This window comes from Companilactobacillus ginsenosidimutans, from assembly GCF_001050475.1.
GTDB classification, from domain to species: Bacteria; Bacillota; Bacilli; order Lactobacillales; family Lactobacillaceae; genus Companilactobacillus; species Companilactobacillus ginsenosidimutans.
Genome location: NZ_CP012034.1, coordinates 1433290 through 1451941, shown reverse-complemented (window position 1 = coordinate 1451941; position 18652 = coordinate 1433290). Strand labels below are relative to the sequence as shown.

The following is an 18652-nucleotide window of genomic DNA, read 5'->3' as shown; positions in this document are numbered from 1 at the left end:
AAACAAATATGAATACATGTGCCGTAATTGTTACCTATAACCGAAGAGATTTACTGAAAAAGTGTTTGATCAACGTCCTTGACCAAGCATTGCCAGTAAACAACATATTTGTATTCAATAATGATAGTGATGATGGGACCCAAGATATGCTGGAAAAGGAATTTGGAGATGATTCAAAAATTCATGTGTATAATTCCCCGAAAAATATTGGTGGAGCACCTGGATTTTCCGAAGCATTAAAGAAGGCATATCAGACAACCGATGATGATTATTTTTGGATTATGGATGATGATACGATTCCGACTGCCACAGCAACGGAAGGGTTTCAAACAGCTATTAATAATTTAGATAATAATTTTGGATTCCTTTGTAGCAAAGTGTTGTGGAAAGATGGATCGACAGTTAATGCACCAATAATTGATCGATATATTTGGGCAAATAAACTTGCTTCTAATGTTATTGGAGTTGAAAGAGCTACTTTCGTATCTATTCTTGTGAAACGAGAAATGGTCAGAAATGTAGGAATACCAGCTGCTGATATGGTGATTTGGGGTGACGACACGGAATATACAATGAGACTTTCAAATCAAAAGGAATCATATCTAGTTTTAGACAGCACTGTTTACCACGATACGGCAAAGAATACCAATAATTTGAACATTCTAAATGACGATATAGAGAGAATGGGGAGATACTTCTATAAATACAGAAACGCCATTACAACTACCAAAATGTACTCAACAAAAGTTCAATTAGGAAAAATCACTTTGAAGAATTTTAAGGAAGTTGGACAGATTTGTTTTTCAAAAAACACTAATAAATTGATGAGATCAAAAACCATTATTAAAGGCATGCTTTGTGGTTTTGCCTTTAAACCGAAAATAGAGAAAGTACATCAATAAAGAGGAACAAATATGAGATATTTAATAGTTGGATCTGGACTGTTTGGATCAGTTTTTGCTCATGAAGCAGCGAAAAGAAATCATGAAGTGAAGGTGATTGAAAAGTCTAATCATATTGGCGGAAATATTTATACAAAAGAAATAGAAGGAATACAAGTTCACCAGTATGGGGCTCATATCTTTCACACTAAAATGGAAAATATTTGGGAATATGTACAGCAGTTTGCTGAATTTAACAATTACATTAATTCTCCGGTAGCCAATTTTAACGGTGAAATTTATAACTTGCCATTCAATATGAATACCTTTAATAAGCTTTGGGGTGTGATTACGCCTTCTGAAGCTAAGGAAAAAATTGAATCTCAAAAGAAGGGGTATGTTCTAGAAAAGAATCCTCGCAATCTTGAAGAACAAGCTATTTCCTTAATTGGGCCTGATGTATACGAAAAATTAGTTAAAGGATACACCGAAAAACAATGGGGACAGTCTGCAACTGAATTGCCGGCCTTTATTATTCGAAGATTACCAGTTAGATTCACATATGATAACAATTATTTCAATGATCCGTTCCAAGGGATTCCCGTTGGTGGTTATACACAGATTATCGAAAGAATGTTGGATCACGAGAATATTGATGTCCAACTTAATTGTGATTTCTTCGACAGGAAACAGGAATATATAGATTCGGATTACAAAATTGTCTTTACCGGAATGATTGATCAATTCTTTGATTATCGTTTGGGTGAATTAGAATATCGTAGTTTGCGATTCGAGAACGAAGTACTTGATACAGATAATTATCAAGGAAATGCAGTTGTTAATTATACTGATGCAGAAGCACCGTATACTCGGATTATTGAGCATAAGCATTTTGAAATGGGTAATGGAAATAAAGGCAAAACGGTTATTACGCGTGAATATCCTAAAAAATGGAGACGTGGGGATGACCCATACTATCCAATTAACAATGACCGAAATAAAAAAATGTATTCTTCATACGTAAAACTAGCGAGAGATGAAAATGCAAATGTTATTTTTGGCGGTAGATTAGGCCAGTACAGATATTACAATATGGATCAAACTATTATGGCTGCTCTTCAAGTAGTTAAACGTGAGTTTGAAGAATTGGCGTAATGAAGTTAATAAAAAACTTTTTCTATAACGCTTTTTATCAAATATTCATTTTGATTATCCCTTTAGTTACAACGCCATATGTGGCAAGAGTTCTCGGACCAAAAGGGGTTGGAGTTAATGCGTATACAGGTTCAATAATTCAATATTTTATATTACTGGGTAGCCTTGGAATTGGGCTGTATGCGAATCGGCAAATTGCCTTTATTCGAGAGAATAAGGAAGAATTATCCAAGACATTCTTTGAAATATTGATTGTTAAAATTTTTACTATGCTAATTTCTCTGGGATTATTCATGATTTTTTTAGCATTTGTGAATCAGTATAGGTCATATTATCTTATACAATCTATAACTATCTGGGCAGTTGCCTTTGATATCTCATGGTTCTTTATGGGATTAGAAAAATTTTCTGTAACTGTATTGCGAAATATCGTGGTTAAATTAGTTTCGGTTATTTGTATCTTCCTATTTGTGAAAACATCAGATGACCTTATTGTTTATGTTTTGATAATTTCATTATCTACACTTATTGGAAATGTACTCCTGTTTCCAAGTTTAAGAAATATCATCACGTTACCGAAAATTAAACAATTGAATCCATTTAGACATGTTTGTCCTTCGTTGATTTTGTTCATTCCTCAAATTGCTACCCAAGTTTATTTAGTGTTAAACAAAACTATGTTGGGGTCACTAGTATCAGTTCAATCAGCTGGATATTTTGAACAATCAGATAAAATTATCAAGATTGTGTTAGCGGTTGTCACAGCTACCGGGACAGTCATGCTTCCACACGTGGCCAATACATTTGCAAAAGGTGATCATGAACGAACTAAACGATATTTATATGATAGTTTTTCCTTTGTCACGGCAATTTCTGTCCCAATGGCGTTTGGATTAGCAGCAATTACGTCGAAATTAATACCATTGTTTTTGTCTTCAAAATTCATTAATGTAATTCCAATTATGATTGTTGAATCGATTGTTATTGTGCTGATTGCTTGGAGTAATGCAATTGGTGCGCAATATTTGCTGCCAACAAAACAAACGAAATCATATACATGGTCGGTGGTTATTGGAGCGGGAATAAACTTGTTGGCTAATATACCTTTAATCCTATTAATGGGTGCATTGGGAGCTGCAATTGCCACTGTTTTATCCGAGATAGCGGTAACTGCATATCAATTATTTTCCATTCGAAAGCAGGTCGATTTTAAGAAGCTTTTCGAGGATTGCTACAAGTATTTTGCTGCCGGAATCGCAATGTATGTATTCGTTTTTATTTTGAATCAATGGCTAAAACAAAATTGGTCATCACTAATAATCGAGATATTTATCGGAACCATGTTTTATATTTGCTTATTAATCTTATTAAGAGCTCAAATAATTTTCAAAGCAAAAACACTTTTAATTACAATGAGGAAAAAACGTAAAGTATGAAGAAAAAAAAGAAGAAGCATTTACTTAGAAACTCCTTTATCATCTTATTTTTGATGATGTTTGCTGGTGGTACGGCCTATGGTATGACCACATATCGAGGTATCAAAAATTCTGTGAACAAGTCATTTAAATCTTCCGGTGTGACTAAGCAAAGAAATGTGAATGCACAGCTGGAAAAGAAGAAACCAATTTCTATTTTGCTGATGGGTACCGATACTGGTGCATTGGGCCGTGATTATCAAGGTAGAACTGACAGTATGATGGTTTTAACTTTGAATCCTAATACTAATAAAACGACTGTCACTAGTATTCCACGAGATACGGCTGTAAATATTCCTGGTTATCCTGAAGAATCTCCTGCGAAAATTAATTCAGCATATTCTGTTGGTCAGACTAAAGCAGCCATTACAACTGTGGAGCAAATGCTGAATGTTCCGATCGATTTTTATGTTTTGATTAACATGGGTGGTATGGAAAAAGTAATTAATCAAGCCGGTGGAGTTGATGTTAAGCCAACTTTATCTTTTGATTACGAAGGACATAGCTTTACTGAAAATAAGGTTGAACATATGGACGGTAAGAAAGCTTTGGCATATTCTAGGATGCGTTACGATGATCCTGATGGTGATTACGGTCGTCAAAAACGTCAAAGACAAGTTTTTACTGCTTTAATTAAAAAAAGTAGTTCTATTCAAAGTTTGTTGAATCAACAATTCATCAAATCGTTGTCAGATCAAACACAAACGGATTTAACATTTGATGAAATAACTGCATTGGCTAAAGATTATCGTTCTGTGCGCAGTCATACTGAGGAAACTCATCTGCAAGGAATTGGTGCGCAAGTGGATAATCAAAGTATGGAACTTGTAAAAAAAGGTGAATTGCAAAGAGTAACGGATTTTATTCGTAAGAATCTTGAACTTGATCACTCTCTTACTGGTAACATTCAGTACAATCCTGCAGCAGATAATCACTAAAGTGCGTATTTGTTGAATTCCGGTGATGAGGATATATAATTCAAGTATGATAAGAAGATGGAAAAATCTTATCATGCATAAGAATATGTATTATTTTTTCTTTTTTAAATTTTTACTCATTCTCCTTTAGTTTTTTATGATAATTAACTGTATTCATTATTTTGAATACATCAGAACAAGAGACATCTAAGGATTGGATGTCTCTTTGCTTTGAATTAAATTTGACTTAACAAAATAAGAATGCTTTAATGTTCACAACAACTTATGAAGGGAAGACAATTATGACTAATTATTCGCCAGCTAAAACTACAGCCTTTTTCGGCTTTGCAAACTTTAGGTAGCGTCCGTGTTGATCTTAGATGCGGACGTCCAACACGTTCGTGTCTAAGGTTAGCGAAGTCAGTTTTGTCTTGGCCAGCTAGACACGCGAGATCTAGCTGGTGCAAAGTTCATAATTGAAGCCTGTCAATTATAGCCAACTAGATTTCTAATCTAGTTGGCTTTTTATTTTCCCTAATTTTATTTTTGAGAGGCAGATATTATGAGAATTCATACATTAGGACCAAGCGCAACCGACAGTTATGCCGCAGCAATTCAGTATAATCGCGAAGAATGTTTAGGCAGAGCCAAGATAGTTGGTCACCCAAGTTTCGAAAATATCTTAACGAACTTGAATGCTTATTCGCGCGATTATTTGTTGATACCTGCTGCTTTCAAATCACCTAAACTTCAAGAGAGCTGGGGCGATATCCATTATGAAAAATTAGATCAGATGAAACTCGAAAATTGTTTCATGACTAATTTAGACCCATTAATTGTTGTGAAGCGAAATGATGTTAGCAACGGAGTCGGATATACACATGCAGCCACTGCACAACTTTTACAACAAGTGGTTGGTGATGAGGTGGAAGTTAAGACTTCACCAAGCAAATATGATGCGTATCAACGATACTTAGTGAACGACGCAGAGTATGTTTTGACTAATGAAAAGAACGTTACCTTGAAAGCGAACGAGTCGATAGTAAAGCGTCTGACTCCTTCAATGGTATGGTGTCTTTATCAAATTGAATAGGAAATACACATTTTATATATATTAGTCTGATAAGATTGTGATTATGTCAAAAATTAATTGGAGTATCTGAAGTATGAATGAAATAATACTTCCACAGAATATTGATATTGGATTTGAGAATGTCGATATGATATTGAACCAAGTGGAAGATGCAATTAATGATGGGCATCAGAAGAATGTATTAATAAACGCATCCAATATTAAGATTATTGATTCAAATATGCTTGTGTTTTTGAATATATTAATTGATAAATTAGACCAACGAGGAAAGAATATTCAAATTTCTGACATGGATTTTTTATCTCCTGATAGTTCTCAAATTAAGTTTGAGAGAATCAAATCGTCAGACATTAACCAATTGGATAGATATCTTGATGAGAACTTTATTGTAAAATTTGGTCGTGGGCAAATATCCAAAAATACTTATGAACGACTAATTCAATCATTTAAAGATTCTGTATTTGAGTTTGCTGATAATACAAGTACACATTCAAATTCAAACATATTGTATTTATGCGGGGATGAAAATCCTGTTGGTAATATTTCTATGACGATTGCTGATGTTGGCATTTCAATACCTAAAAGGGTTCAACAATCAAGTAAGAATACAGATCAGATGATTTTTGATGTAGATTATATCGAATGGGCGATTAGACAAGGAAATTCTACTAAAATGATTCCAGAAAGTGGAATGGGCTTGAGTGAGATACAAAGTGCAATGAAATCACTTGGCAAGATGATTATTATTTCCAATAAAGGTTACTGGTTTCAAGATACCGACGGAAGTATAATTAAGAAAACATTGAGTGCCAGTTTCCCTGGAACACTTCTTTATATGAACATTGAATTAAATGAATATGGAAATTCCAGTAAGCATTTCAAATTAAAAGAACCAAGTTATCAATTTGCATTTTAACGATACTTAACACAGGAGGATCTATTGGTATGAAAAAAATTGTTATTCAAAAAGTTATTAATAATTCTTTGGCTGTTAACACCGAGCAGGGTAAAATGGTTTTTACTGTAATTAATGAAGCATTAAACCACGGAGAGAAAATAACAATTGATTTTACTGGTTTATCAACAATCACAACTGCCTTTTTGAATTTGTCAATTGGCCGACTGTATCAGATGAATACCCAAGAGGAATTAAAAGAACGTATAAATGTTGATTTGAGTACATTATCATTGTACCAACAAGAGAAATTGCAACGAGTAATCGATAATGTAAAAGTGAAAATTGACGATGAGAAACTAAATGAAGGATAATCTAACTAAATCAAATTTTATACATATTTCTTGAGGGCAGAAATTATTTCCAGGGAGATATCTTCTCGACACTAATATATTGTTGTATTTGATTGATTCCATTCAACAAAAAAATGATTATGGATATTCAGATCTGATATATAATTCTGTTTCAGATAGAAGAGTTAAGTATCTTGTAACCCCATATATAATTTCGGAATATATCAATCGAAGTTATCGTATTGCGGGCATAGCTTTTTCAAAATCTAGAAATATTAAGAATTATAATTATAAGAGAGATTTTCGATCAACAGATGAGTTTGTAAAAACAAGAAAATATGTTTTATCCTCAGTTCAAAACGAAATACTTGAGTTATGTGAATTGTCACCAGTGCTGAAAAATGAATACATTTTATCAGCAATTGATAATCCGTTCTCCTTAGACTTTAATGATCAATTAATTATTTCTGATGCCATACAAAACGAATTGTCGGTCATAACGCATGATCGTGATTTTGAAAAATTCAGTGGCAGTGACATTCAATTTCCAAAAATATTTACATTACAAAAATAGGAATCCAATCTCAGGGCTATAAGTCCCTTAATTGGATTCCTATTTTTATTTATTAATCATTTCAACGGTGCTACGTCCATCGCCAAGTTTCTTGATATAAACTTGTTGTCCGATGGAATTCTTCATTGACTCAATGTGGCTGATGACACCAACCATGCGGTTTTCACCGATGGTCTCGAGTGCAGTCATAGCTTTTTCGAGTGTTTCATGATCGAGTGAACCGAATCCTTCATCGACAAATAAGGCATCTATTTGAACACCATTTGAAGATGATTGAACGACTTCACTAAGTGATAATGCTATTGATAAGGCGGCAATGAACGTTTCACCACCTGATAGTGTGTTGGACGACCTTGAGTCGCCAGTCTCGTTATCAAAAACGTTGATGTCCAGACCGTGGTCAGTGCGTTTATCTGAGCCTTCATCCGCAAGTTCAAATGAATATCGATTATTTGAAAGCAAATTGATAAAGTGATCATTGGCATAATTCAAAACACGTTGAAGGTAATTTTGAACGACATAAGTTTCTAGTTTCAACTTACGGTCATTTCCGTCTTTACCAGTGACGATATTGTATAAGCTAGTGATTTCACCAAGTTTTTTAGCAAAGTCACCTTGATCATCCATAATTTTTTGAACATTCTTCAAACTGTTCCGGGAGTCTTCCAAAGTCTTTGTTGCGAATGAAACTTGTTGGATGATGACTTCCTTCTTTTGATTCCAATCTTTCTGGATTTTAGCAAGCTCATCAATGTTGGGTACTTGTTTATCAGATAACTCAGCAGTCAATTTCTTTATTTCTGAGTTCAACCGCTCATATTCTTGTGAGTATTGAGAAATTGAAACGTGAAGTCTAGATAGTTTATCCTCATTAATCTCGGATATCCAACCATTCAGAACCTCAGCATCATGAGTCTTGGCATCGTCCGCGGAGAGGGAATCATTCAACTGTTTCTGAAGAGACTTTATATCTGAAGTCTGCTTTTTAACTTGAACTTCAGTATCCTTCAATTGAGTTTGGACAGTAGATAAGTCCAGCTTACTTTGTTGCAAAGCGGACTGTGCAGATTCCAACTTCTTCTGGTATTCAGCTGTTTCAGTAGTTAATCTTGACTTTTCTTCTGATAATTCTGAACTAGATTTGTCCATATCTATTTCTGCAGATTGTTTCTTCAAGTCATTTTCCGTGTTAGTTATTTCAGTTTTTTTAGCAGTAACATCAAGTTTAGCTTGATTGACAGCATCATTTGCAGATTTAAATTGAGTCTCAAGAGTTTTAATTTCATTCGACAAATTATTTGCGGTGGTTAATTCTCTATCAACGTCAGAAATCTTTGTATCGAAAGAATGTTTAACTTGTTCAAGTGAAAATTTATCTGAGAAATTCAAGTCGGATTTTTCAGTTAACTGTTTATAAGTTACCGATAAATCTGATTTTGCTTTGTCAAGTGAAACTGTTTTGGATTTTAATTCTGCTTCTGATTTAACGACATTGCCTTTTACAGTGGACAAACTTTTTTCAGCGGCTGCAAATGTATTTTGAGATTGGTCAACTTGTTCCATTGCGGCTTTTAATTCAGTTTCATTCGCATCAACAGTATGGACCATGTTTGAATGGTCAGTTGAACCGCAAACTACACAAGGTTCTCCGTCCACTAACTCTTTTTGTAGTTGGGCAATCATTAAACCTTGACGCCGACTAATTTGCTTATCGTAATTTTTCTTTGCCACATCCAACGCAGATTGTTTGGCAACTTGTTCAGATTTCAGTTGCCCAAGATTAACGTTTTCTTGACGGATATCACTATCTAAGTTGGTAACAAGATTTAGAAGTGGCGTCAACGTCTCAACGAATGTTTCTTTTTCCTTGGTCAAAGAGTTACGTGTTTTTTGTAAATCTGCGGTTGGGACTAATTGCTTGTTTTTCAAAGTGATTTTGTCTGAAATTAGTTTGGCAGCTTCAGACTGTTCATCCAACTGTTTCTGCAGTACAGCAAGTTTTGGTTTTGCAACTTCTAACTTTTGACGAAGCTGTTCAATCGACTCAACCCTAGGAATCAATGCAGTCAGTTGAGTAATTTGGCTTTTCTTCTTTTCAATATCATCTGATTGTCCAGATAATGTGTCCGACAGAACCTTGGCTTTTTGATATGCTTCTTCAGAAAGATTTTCAGCATTGGACTGTTCTACCTGTGTCTTCAAGCTTTGCTGATGGTCAGATGTTTTTGTGGCCAAATCTCTAACTATATCTTTCAGTGGGTTAGCCCATTGAAGCTCAGAAAGATGTACTTGTTCAGACTTATGTTGTTCAGCCTTGTCAGTAATTTTAGTTTTGAATTCTAACTTGTATTTTTCTAAATCAGCAAATTTCTTTTGTAAGTCTTTTGCCACTTGATAGTCCATATCAGCTTTTTCAACAGACTTATCGATAGATACTTTTGACTTCTTTAAATCTGATAATGAGTTCGAACGTGTTTGTACATATTTATTTAATAATTCTACTTTTTGACTATTTGCTTCTGCAGACAACTGTTCTTTTTCTTCATCAGTCCAAATGTTTGACTCTAGCTCAAATTGAAGTCGTGTCTCAAATCCTTCACTTTGTTTTCTAGCTTCGTCGTATTTGCCCTTTAACTCAGTCGTGAAGTCAGTGAACATTTGTGTGCCAAAGATTTTCTTCAAAATGACTTCTTTATCATTCGTTTTAGATTTCAAAAATTCTGAAAAATCATTTTGAGGTAATAGGATGATCTTCTTAAATTGATCAGCAGTTAAATTCAATATGGATGCAATTTCATTTCCAACATCAACCGGTTTTGAAGCAACACTTTGGACTTCAACTCCGCCAACTTCTTTAACAATTGCAAGCTTTACCGTAGCAACTTTTTTACCTAGTCCTGAACCACGCTTCTTGGTAAGGTATTGTTCAGGAGTTCTAGTCATTTCATAGAGCTGATTGCCTTGTTCGAAGTAGAATACAACTTCGGTTGCTTCATCATCAGGGGCGAACTGACTGCGTAACTCTTTTGCATCACGGTCGCCAGTTGTACTGCCAAATAGAGCATAGGTCATTGCATCGAAAATAGTTGATTTACCGGCACCAGTGTCGCCTCCAATTAAGAAAATTGGTGCTTCTTCAAGTGCACGAAAATCGATTATAGAGTCCTCGTGGGGACCAAAATATTTCATTTCCAAATAGACTGGTTTCAAAATTAGTCCTCTTTTCTTAAGTCGACGAAAATGCTGTCAACTAGGCGTTTTTGTTCTTTTGATAAGTCATTTCCAGTAACCGACTGGAAAAATTGTTCTACGATACTATCTGGACTTAGTTCGCTTATGTTTTTATCTGCTATCTTGGCAGTCGTATCCTTACGAAGATTTTCGTAATCCAATTCGACAACTGTTCCATAAATTTCTTGGAGTTGTGCACGGACATTAATGTGTTTACTTCTGTCAAAATTCTTAACAGTTATTGCAAACCAATCTGATTTTGTAGGCTGTGTTTTATAAAAGGTGGGATCTAGCAGTGTTTCCCACGTTTCTTCTAGCACGATTAAATCAGTCTGGGGTCTTATTTCGTGGAATTCAGTAGTGATTTTGTCCGGAGTGATATTAACAATATCAACGCCTTTACCTTTATTTTTTAAACGAGCTTCCTTGACGTTAAACTTGATAGGACTACCTGAATAACGAATATTTTCACTTGGTGAGGCGAATCTTGTATGAATGTGGCCAAGCATTACGTAATCAAATTTGTCGAATTGAGATGCGGTTAATGTAGCCAATCCACCAACTTTTGAGGAAGTTTCACTAGTCAATTCGATTTCTTGATCAGCACTTGGAGTCACCGAAAAATGGGTGATTAGCAGGTGTTTTTTATTTGGCGCAAATAACTTGTACATGTCCGCCAATACTAGTTCCATGGCATCATTTATCGTGTGGATATTTTTAACATCATCTTCATCCATACCTTGTTCTTTGTAGTAAACTCGCGCATCCATGGGGTCAAAAAACGGCAACATAAATATTTGAGTATCTTCTGTTTCTAGTGGTGTAAAAGCTTCATCAAGCAAGGTGTTTAGATGGAAATTTGTAAATTCCATCCATTCACGGCCATAATTTAGACGTTTAGCTCCATCGTGATTTCCAGAAATTGCATAAATGGGAATTTTATTTGTTAGATTAATTTCACGAAGCATCGAATCAAGCGTAGTGACGGCGTCTGTGCCTGGAATTGAACGATCGTAGATATCGCCGGCAATCACAATTCCGTCCACTTTTTCATCTTTTGCTAATTGAAGTATTTGTTTGAACGCATGTTTTTGTTCGTTAAGTAAGGAGTACCCATTCAAAGTACGCCCAATGTGCCAATCGGCTGTGTGTAAAAGTTTCATATGAGACTCCTTAATTGGTTAGTGTTGTAATTATTACATAGTTTGGTGTGAGCTAATAACGATACCACTTTATAAATTGGTTGATATATTTCGTTACGTTTATCAGTCACTAGATTGTAAATTTATATGGCATCAAAAAAAGCTATATCCACATCGGATATAGCTAATTATACAATTTATTATTATTTATTTGTTTGCGCTTCGTTGGAAGACCAGTCCCATGTTCCTTTTTGGTCCAAGTCTGCTTGTTCTATGACTGCGGTTCCTGTATTTACGTCCATGTTTTAGTCCTCCAGTTTTTTTCTACTTTTACATTCTAACGTTTTAAATATAATTTGTTAATTTAGCTTTTAATAAAATTTATGTTTAAATCTGGGAAATAAAAAAAGCTCTCCGTAAGGAGGGCCTAATTGTAATCTAATCATTCAAATTGTATCTTAATTTCATCTTTTCTGATCCAAATACTACCATATCACCAAGCAATTTAGTTTGGCGTTTCAATGAATCGCTAGCTAATTTGTTATTGGCCTCTTCAAGATATTTTTGAATGTTTGCACTACTTTGTTTCTTGATGTCAGCGTCTGTATCGTGTTGAATCTTGCGATATGAACCCATTGCTTCGAGTTCGAAGGTGTTTCTGAAGTCAACGTACAAGTCGTAGTCTGTATCGCCTAACAAGGCTGTTGTACAGCTTAACCAGTACATGTTATTCAAGTTGAATTCTCCATCTGCGTCTTTATAAGTAGCAGGTGTGTCGTTGACATTAGCATAGAATGGAACGACTGAGTTGAATGTGTTTGCGCCAAAAGCTAACCAGTGGATACCGGCAATTTCTGAAGGCACATTGTTACGAATTTGAAGAATGTGAACATCGTGGTTTCTGTTGATACCGATTGGACGGAATAAAGTCTTTTCATCTTCTGTTCCGTTTCCATAAACATCATACTTGGTGTTTTCGAAGTGAGAACTCAAAACGAATTTTACATCTTCAATAGAAATTTTACGGTTGGCATGACAAATGAAAGGTAAATCTTGTTCCATTGGATCATGTTCTGCTTCTGGGTTGAAGTACTTTTGACCGTACCAGGCACGAGGGTTGTTGTAAACAGTATCCTTTATCGATGCGCTACCGAAAATGTGGCGCAAGTTATATACATTTGTGTCGGGATTTAGATTATTATCCTCAATAAATTTTTGTAAATCAGCTGAGGCTAATGTATCTGCTGAATCGAAGTCGAATTCATCGATGTTCATACGATTTGGTGCAACTACGTAGGCGTCATCAGGAATACGCTCGGCTGCCCAGTGGTGTCCACCGATTGTTTCGAGCCACCAAACACTGTCGTTATCGGAAAATGCGATTCCATTTGGTTCATAAGTTCCATATTCTTCAAGAAGTGAGCCGAGACGTTCGACACCTTCCTTGGCGCTGTGGATGTAAGGCAAGACTAGTGTAACAAGGTCCTCCTCACCGATACCGCCTTCAACGTATGGGTCAAGTCCGAGAATACGTGAGTTTGTTGTGATAGTTTCAGTTGCGGACATAGCAATGTTTTCACTATTAATACCGGCAGCTGGCCAAATTCCGTTCGTCAAAATTGAGTTAGGAATTGATGTGTAGCGAAGTGGGTTGTCAGGAAGCTCAACCTTAACTTTGCTAATAACTGATTGGTAGTGTTTTGGTTGATCCTCAGGATTAACAACTACAAAACGCTCTGGATCCAAAGCTTCATGACCATCATCGTTACGAGAAATGATAGTAGAGCCATCAATAGAGGCCTTCTTACCAACTAAAATAGTAGTACATGAGCCCTTAATTCTTTTTGTCATTTTCAGAAGCACTCCTTTTTGTTATTCATGTTTCATTATAACCTTTGTGGAATTAGTTCTAAACCGTCCGCAAATTTATTCATAGAAAAATCATTGTTCAGCAATATGTAGAATTGTGTCAGTTTCAAGTTAGATTAACTATAAAAGTAGTGTAGTATATTTATTGATAGAAATACTTATAACTATTGAATGAAATACAAGTAATGTGAAGTTAGAAATAAAAGAGGGCAACTAGCTGTTACTAGCTGCTCTCTTTTATTTGGTGGGGAGAAAATTAATTGGAAACAAGGACATCAAAATATCATAGCAAGACAAATAAGCCATTATATAAAAGATGGTGGGTATATTTAATAGCAATATTCGTATTATTCATACTATATCGAGGAATTTCAAATTTAGTTGAAAAAAATTCAATGTATTTAGAAGTTCATAATGCCCATGATACTCTTAAAGACGGATCAGGTGTAAAAGTTACATTTGATACTAACAAAAATAATTCATATAAAGTAATGAATGTGAAAACGAAAAAAGTTGAAGTCAAAGATAAGGCGGATACGGGTAAAGTTGTTTTAGTTGTCCATTATCCTGGGAAATACAAGATAACTGTTTCTGATGGTCGATACAGTAAGTCAAAAACTTTTTCTGTAAAAAAGGGTACAGTGGAAATTATAAATAAGGTCACACATTCTGAAGATAAGAATTCTGAACCAGATGACGATGAAGCGGAGGATGATTCTTCCAAGTCGGAAATGGCATTTGGAATAGCAGCAATTGTGGGAAATGACGATATGGTTGCTGATATTACTGTAAATTCTGTCCAGAGAGTATCTCCTGATGATGTTTCGGTTACAGATATATCACATAATTATGAAGGCATGCAACAGTATGTAATAGTTAATTACCATGTATCGGCAATAAAGGGAGATATCACCATGGATGATTTTGATGGGTCTGAACTATCTGTTGCAGATTCTAATGGAACAATTGGAACAGCTTCTAGTAATCGTGACAACGGTATCCCCGATACACTATCCCAGGGTCAGAATGCTGATCTTAGAATTGGTATTGGACTCAAGCATACTGGTGATAATGTAACTGTCACATTCAATGATTCAGTATGGAAGGGTCAAATTACTCAATAGTAAGAAAGCACCATTCCAAATAATTCAATATTAATTACAATTAAAACGTTGTACAAAACCATTGATACAGATGAGTTTTGAACAACGTTTTTTTCATGAATTATAGAAATTATTCGTTACCAAATTGGTCTAGATATATGCTAAATTTTAACTTAGATAAGTAAGTATTGATTGGGAAAACATGCTTACATTACACACGTACAGGGAGAAAATATATGAGCTTTTTGGCAACGATTTTTGGGAGAGATTTATTGTCACGTGATTTAGCACATCAACATGCTAATCACTATGTAAAACGAATTAGAGTTGGTTCACACCACTTTGATATTTCAACGGAAATTTTGGATTTGTTGTGGTTTGGTGATGGACGTCGCAAAAATACTGAAGACTTTGAAGCTAATTCAATCTCAGAGCCTTCAGAAATTTTAACTCATGATCAGATTTATCGTGAAAATATTGATGTGGTGGGGAGTTATCCTACTTTTCATAACCTTGGACCTGGTCAGAAGTATTCATTCTTGAAATGGTTAGAAGATATTGAGCGTAAAGACGACATTGGCTTTGCCTTTCTACTATTGTATGCACTTGAACGTCGCATTTATATGGGTAGTAAGGTGGAACCTGCAGTTAATTTGATCTGCAAGATGCACCAACAAATTGAACATGAAGGTTTTATTCGTAAATCTTCTGACACGCTGGTTTGGGCGGCCTATAAGTACAAACGTGTGGAATTTTTGAATTGCCTTAAGGAAGACGAAATTCCTGAACACACTCAAATATTGGTTAAGTTGTACACGCATGGTTATTTGTCAGCTAAAGATATTATGTTGATTTCTGAAAAATTGGGGATGGATAATCAACGTTATATTACCGGAAAACCAAGCTTATTTGAGGAAATTTTGAATCGTAAATTGGCTGAAAAATATGCTGAAGGACATTTCTCGATTAACAATCTAACTCATTCTGGTGACACTACAATTGATGTTTTTCTATCAAACTTTTCCATACCTAAGGATGAACGTCGCATGAAGATTCCTGATTTATTGAAGAATAAAGATGTTCGCAAGCCACTTCTACGAATGTTGGAAGAAACCAGTACGGAAGTTCAAGAAGAATTAATTGGACATCATGGATATTAATTTTTAGGGGGTGATTCTCAAAATATAAATTCGTTCTATCCAGTTAAAAAATCTGTTACACGGGGGAAATAATGGATCAACAATTTGATGGAAACATGGATGTCGCTACACAAGGAAGAAATGCTGCTAGTGGCGAAATGAAGCATGGAAGGAATTCGTTTTTTGATGGGGGACTCTTAAGCTATATTTTGAACACGATTATTGGAATATTGATAACTGTGTGTTCATTTGGAATTCTATATCCTTGGGCAGTTTGTATTGCCTACGGATGGAAAATTAATCACACTGTAATTGAAGGTAAGAGAATGCAATTCACAGGAAGTGCAGTTGGACTTTTTGGAAATTGGATCAAATGGTTACTTCTATCAATCATTACTTTAGGAATTTACTTGTTCTGGGTCAATCTCAGAATTGAAGACTGGAAAGCTAAGAATACAGTTTTCGTTAATTAATATTGCTTTTATTTGTCTGTAAATTTAAAAATGAAATTGAGGGGATGCTAGACAGCATCCTTTTTTAGCTGAGTCATCTGTTTCCAAGCTTAATCAGTAGGTTATTGATAATATCCATGTGATAATTGTAGTAGGTGTTGGAACGTGAATTACAAAGCACATAAATTATCAATATAGTTAAAAGTGCCAGAGCAAGTAATAGTAATTGTTTTCCAAATATATATTGTTGAACACAATCAGCTTAGATGGTAGTCTTTAGGTGAATGAAATAGTTGCTAACTGTTTACAGTCAATGCGACCAAGAAAGCGTCCTCCTAATTGGGGGATGTTTTTTTTGACAAATAATAGTGAAAATATTTTGAATGCTTGGAAATGGAGTAATTTTTAGAGGTAACAATCATGGCAAGACAATGTTTAATTTGTAAAAAGAATCTATCGTTCATTTCACCGGGAATCCTCGTGCGTGATGGGCGTGTTTGTGCTGATTGTATTGAAAAAGCCGGTTTGTCTGCATCAGATGCAGCAATCATGACTAGTGCAGAAATTTCAGCAGTAATCAACGGAGTAGAACCACCTAAAGAAATAAAAATCGATCCTGAAAAGTCACGTCAGGATACTTCAACTAGGGATTTGAACAAAAACTCTGCTCAGAATATTAACCAGCCTAATAGTAGAGCTGAGAAACGTTCAGTTAAACCCAAACCTGCTAAAACTCCAAAGCAGGAGTATGCCGATGTTTATAAAGAAAAGCTTGCTCTGATGAATTCACATCAAGCTACGACACTTGGTAGCTTGGTATTTGATGATCAGGATAAGAAAGTTATGATTAAGAAGTCATTTGGATAACCATACATGATTTATGATTATTCAGACCTTGTTAGTTTCCATCGGAATACTGTCTACAAAAATGTTAGTAAGCATCATCGAATTACTCGTGGCGCTGTTGGTGGAGCGTTATTTGGAGGTGCTGGTGCGGTGGTTGGTGCTATGACTGGTGGAAAAGATTATCGTGCTGTTAAAAAGATGTCTGTGTCGGTGTATTTCAAGAATGGTCCTGAATTTGAACAGAAATATGTTCAATTTGAAACTAAGGAAGATAGTTGGAGTTATCGAACTGCCTCTAGTTCTGCGTCTCAATTGGAAGGACATTTGAGATTTATTATCAACCAAAATGCAACTCCAGTTCAGGTTGTCGCTGCACCAGACTCAAGACAGCAACCACAGCCTGAAAACGAATCTAAAGTTGAAAACGATACAAGTGATAAGGAATCATTTGATCAACTAAGAGAGCTCAAGAAGCTTCTAGATGAGGGCGTCATAACTCAAGATGATTTTGATAGTAAGAAAAAGAAAATATTAGGAATCTAAAAAAGCGTGCTGAAAACTTCTCAGCGCGCTTTTGCTTACTTATTAGGCTATATCTTCATCGTTATCTTTGACTAATTTTTTGTATAATGTAATTGCTCCCAACACTACAACTACTGCTGCGGCTAGGGTATAAACAACCGCAAATATATAATCGATCACAAGAATATATTTAGCATGGTGGGTTGCGGTTACGATGGAAATAAAATCGGTTATTGGTAGGAGTGTTAGGGCGACTACTCTTGGTAGAGCAAACGCTTCTTTGGGTTTGTAGAAGAATACTACAATTACTACCAATAGGGACAGGATAACGCCTAATCCCCAGCCATTAAATGCACGGAGCATGTTCATTGTTTCTGGCGCGTCACGGGTGATGACAACCAATTGATGCATTGCAAACCAGATGAATGCACTAACCGCAATGATGCAAAGTAGTACAATTGTTTTTTTCCAAAAAGTGTATAGCTTTTCCAAATTGATAATCCCCTTAATTACAGAAAAAGGCAGCCGTTAGGCTGTCTTTTTCGTGCTTATTATCTGAATATCATTACTGATATGTCAGCGTATTTTGCCATATAGGCTGCTTGTGAACCGAAATGCTTTTTGACACCTTTGCGAGCTTCAGAACCGATTACTAGTAAGTCAGGTTTGACTGCTGGAATAATAGTTTTGATGATTGTCTCGCCAGGTTGTCCTTCGTCAACTACAGCTGTGACGTTTTTAACGCCGGCAGCTTCGGCTAACTTTTTGTAATCGAGAATATGCTTTTCTAGATCAGCACGTTCTCCGTGGACAAAGTCTTTACTTAAGACTTCAAATACATTCATCTCATTGCTTTCCAAAACGGAGGCGATGAATAACTCGGAATCGTCTTCTTTTGCAGTGTGGATGGCGTATTTGAGTGCTAACAATGAATCTTCGGAGTCGTCTACACCGACTAAAATTCGTTTGAAAATATTATCACTCATACTTTTCCCCCAGAAAAAT

At 35.4% G+C, this 18652-nt stretch carries 17 protein-coding genes and 1 pseudogene; 13 read left to right on the top strand and 5 right to left on the bottom strand.

Annotation, left to right across the window (positions count from 1 at the left end; all coding sequences use genetic code 11):
• The first annotated feature begins 8 nt into the window (after positions 1-8).
• From ABM34_RS07475 to ABM34_RS07440, 8 genes and pseudogenes are all read left to right on the top strand, one after another.
• Complete coding sequence (locus tag ABM34_RS07475; RefSeq protein ID WP_048704686.1) at positions 9-902, top strand: glycosyltransferase family 2 protein; 894 nt, start codon at positions 9-11, stop codon at positions 900-902.
• Positions 903-914: 12 nt separating this feature from the next.
• Entirely contained in the window at positions 915-2036 is a 1122-nt protein-coding gene (glf, locus tag ABM34_RS07470) for a UDP-galactopyranose mutase (RefSeq protein WP_048704685.1), read from the top strand.
• Positions 2036-3472 (top strand): flippase, encoded by a 1437-nt coding sequence (locus ABM34_RS07465; protein WP_048704683.1) that lies wholly within the window; start codon positions 2036-2038, stop codon positions 3470-3472. Before glf ends, ABM34_RS07465 begins: the two co-directional genes overlap by 1 nt.
• On the top strand, positions 3469-4449 hold the full coding sequence (locus ABM34_RS07460) for an LCP family glycopolymer transferase (RefSeq protein WP_048704681.1): 981 nt from the start codon (positions 3469-3471) through the stop codon (positions 4447-4449). The genes ABM34_RS07465 and ABM34_RS07460 overlap by 4 nt, the downstream gene beginning before the upstream one ends.
• Before the next feature lie 541 nt (positions 4450-4990).
• Positions 4991-5521 carry a hypothetical protein gene (locus tag ABM34_RS07455; RefSeq protein ID WP_048704679.1) on the top strand — a complete coding sequence of 177 codons (531 nt, stop codon included), beginning with the start codon at positions 4991-4993 and terminating at the stop codon, positions 5519-5521.
• 73 nt (positions 5522-5594) lie between these two features.
• The gene (locus tag ABM34_RS07450; protein WP_048704677.1) at positions 5595-6437 is read left to right on the top strand and encodes a hypothetical protein; all 843 of its coding nucleotides are present in this window, start codon (positions 5595-5597) and stop codon (positions 6435-6437) included.
• Positions 6438-6466: 29 nt separating this feature from the next.
• The gene (locus ABM34_RS07445) at positions 6467-6790 is read left to right on the top strand and encodes an STAS-like domain-containing protein (RefSeq protein ID WP_048704675.1); all 324 of its coding nucleotides are present in this window, start codon (positions 6467-6469) and stop codon (positions 6788-6790) included.
• Positions 6791-6860: 70 nt separating this feature from the next.
• Positions 6861-7343: pseudogene (locus ABM34_RS07440) on the top strand (hypothetical protein); the annotation flags it as partial.
• A 45-nt stretch (positions 7344-7388) separates the two neighbouring features.
• Here the strand turns inward: ABM34_RS07440 and ABM34_RS07435 are convergent.
• From ABM34_RS07435 to ABM34_RS07425, 3 genes are all read right to left on the bottom strand, one after another.
• Positions 7389-10553 (bottom strand): AAA family ATPase, encoded by a 3165-nt coding sequence (locus ABM34_RS07435; protein ID WP_048704672.1) that lies wholly within the window; start codon positions 10551-10553, stop codon positions 7389-7391.
• A 2-nt stretch (positions 10554-10555) separates the two neighbouring features.
• Complete coding sequence (locus ABM34_RS07430; protein WP_048704671.1) at positions 10556-11737, bottom strand: exonuclease SbcCD subunit D; 1182 nt, start codon at positions 11735-11737, stop codon at positions 10556-10558.
• A 417-nt stretch (positions 11738-12154) separates the two neighbouring features.
• Positions 12155-13567: a C69 family dipeptidase gene (locus ABM34_RS07425; protein ID WP_048704669.1), complete on the bottom strand. Its 1413-nt coding sequence runs from the start codon at positions 13565-13567 to the stop codon at positions 12155-12157.
• Between the two features lie 278 nt (positions 13568-13845).
• On the opposite strand from ABM34_RS07425, the gene ABM34_RS07420 reads away from it, so the two are divergent.
• From ABM34_RS07420 to ABM34_RS07400, 5 genes are all read left to right on the top strand, one after another.
• Positions 13846-14709, top strand: coding sequence for a hypothetical protein (locus ABM34_RS07420; RefSeq protein WP_048704667.1), 864 nt, complete (start codon positions 13846-13848; stop codon positions 14707-14709).
• 215 nt (positions 14710-14924) lie between these two features.
• On the top strand, positions 14925-15848 hold the full coding sequence (locus ABM34_RS07415; protein ID WP_048704665.1) for a TerB N-terminal domain-containing protein: 924 nt from the start codon (positions 14925-14927) through the stop codon (positions 15846-15848).
• A gap of 95 nt (positions 15849-15943) precedes the next feature.
• Positions 15944-16300, top strand: a complete 357-nt coding sequence (locus ABM34_RS07410; RefSeq protein WP_048706439.1) for a DUF898 family protein — start codon at positions 15944-15946, stop codon at positions 16298-16300.
• 399 nt (positions 16301-16699) lie between these two features.
• Positions 16700-17146 (top strand): hypothetical protein, encoded by a 447-nt coding sequence (locus ABM34_RS07405; RefSeq protein ID WP_048704663.1) that lies wholly within the window; start codon positions 16700-16702, stop codon positions 17144-17146.
• A gap of 6 nt (positions 17147-17152) precedes the next feature.
• The gene (locus ABM34_RS07400; protein ID WP_048704662.1) at positions 17153-17668 is read left to right on the top strand and encodes an SHOCT domain-containing protein; all 516 of its coding nucleotides are present in this window, start codon (positions 17153-17155) and stop codon (positions 17666-17668) included.
• Between the two features lie 42 nt (positions 17669-17710).
• On the opposite strand, the gene ABM34_RS07395 is transcribed toward ABM34_RS07400, so the two are convergent.
• Together ABM34_RS07395 and ABM34_RS07390 are read right to left on the bottom strand one after the other, a co-directional pair.
• A complete protein-coding gene (locus ABM34_RS07395; protein ID WP_048704660.1) occupies positions 17711-18139 on the bottom strand; it encodes a hypothetical protein in 429 nt (142 codons plus the stop codon).
• Positions 18140-18198: 59 nt separating this feature from the next.
• A complete protein-coding gene (locus tag ABM34_RS07390) occupies positions 18199-18633 on the bottom strand; it encodes a universal stress protein (RefSeq protein ID WP_048704658.1) in 435 nt (144 codons plus the stop codon).
• Positions 18634-18652 lie beyond the last annotated feature (19 nt).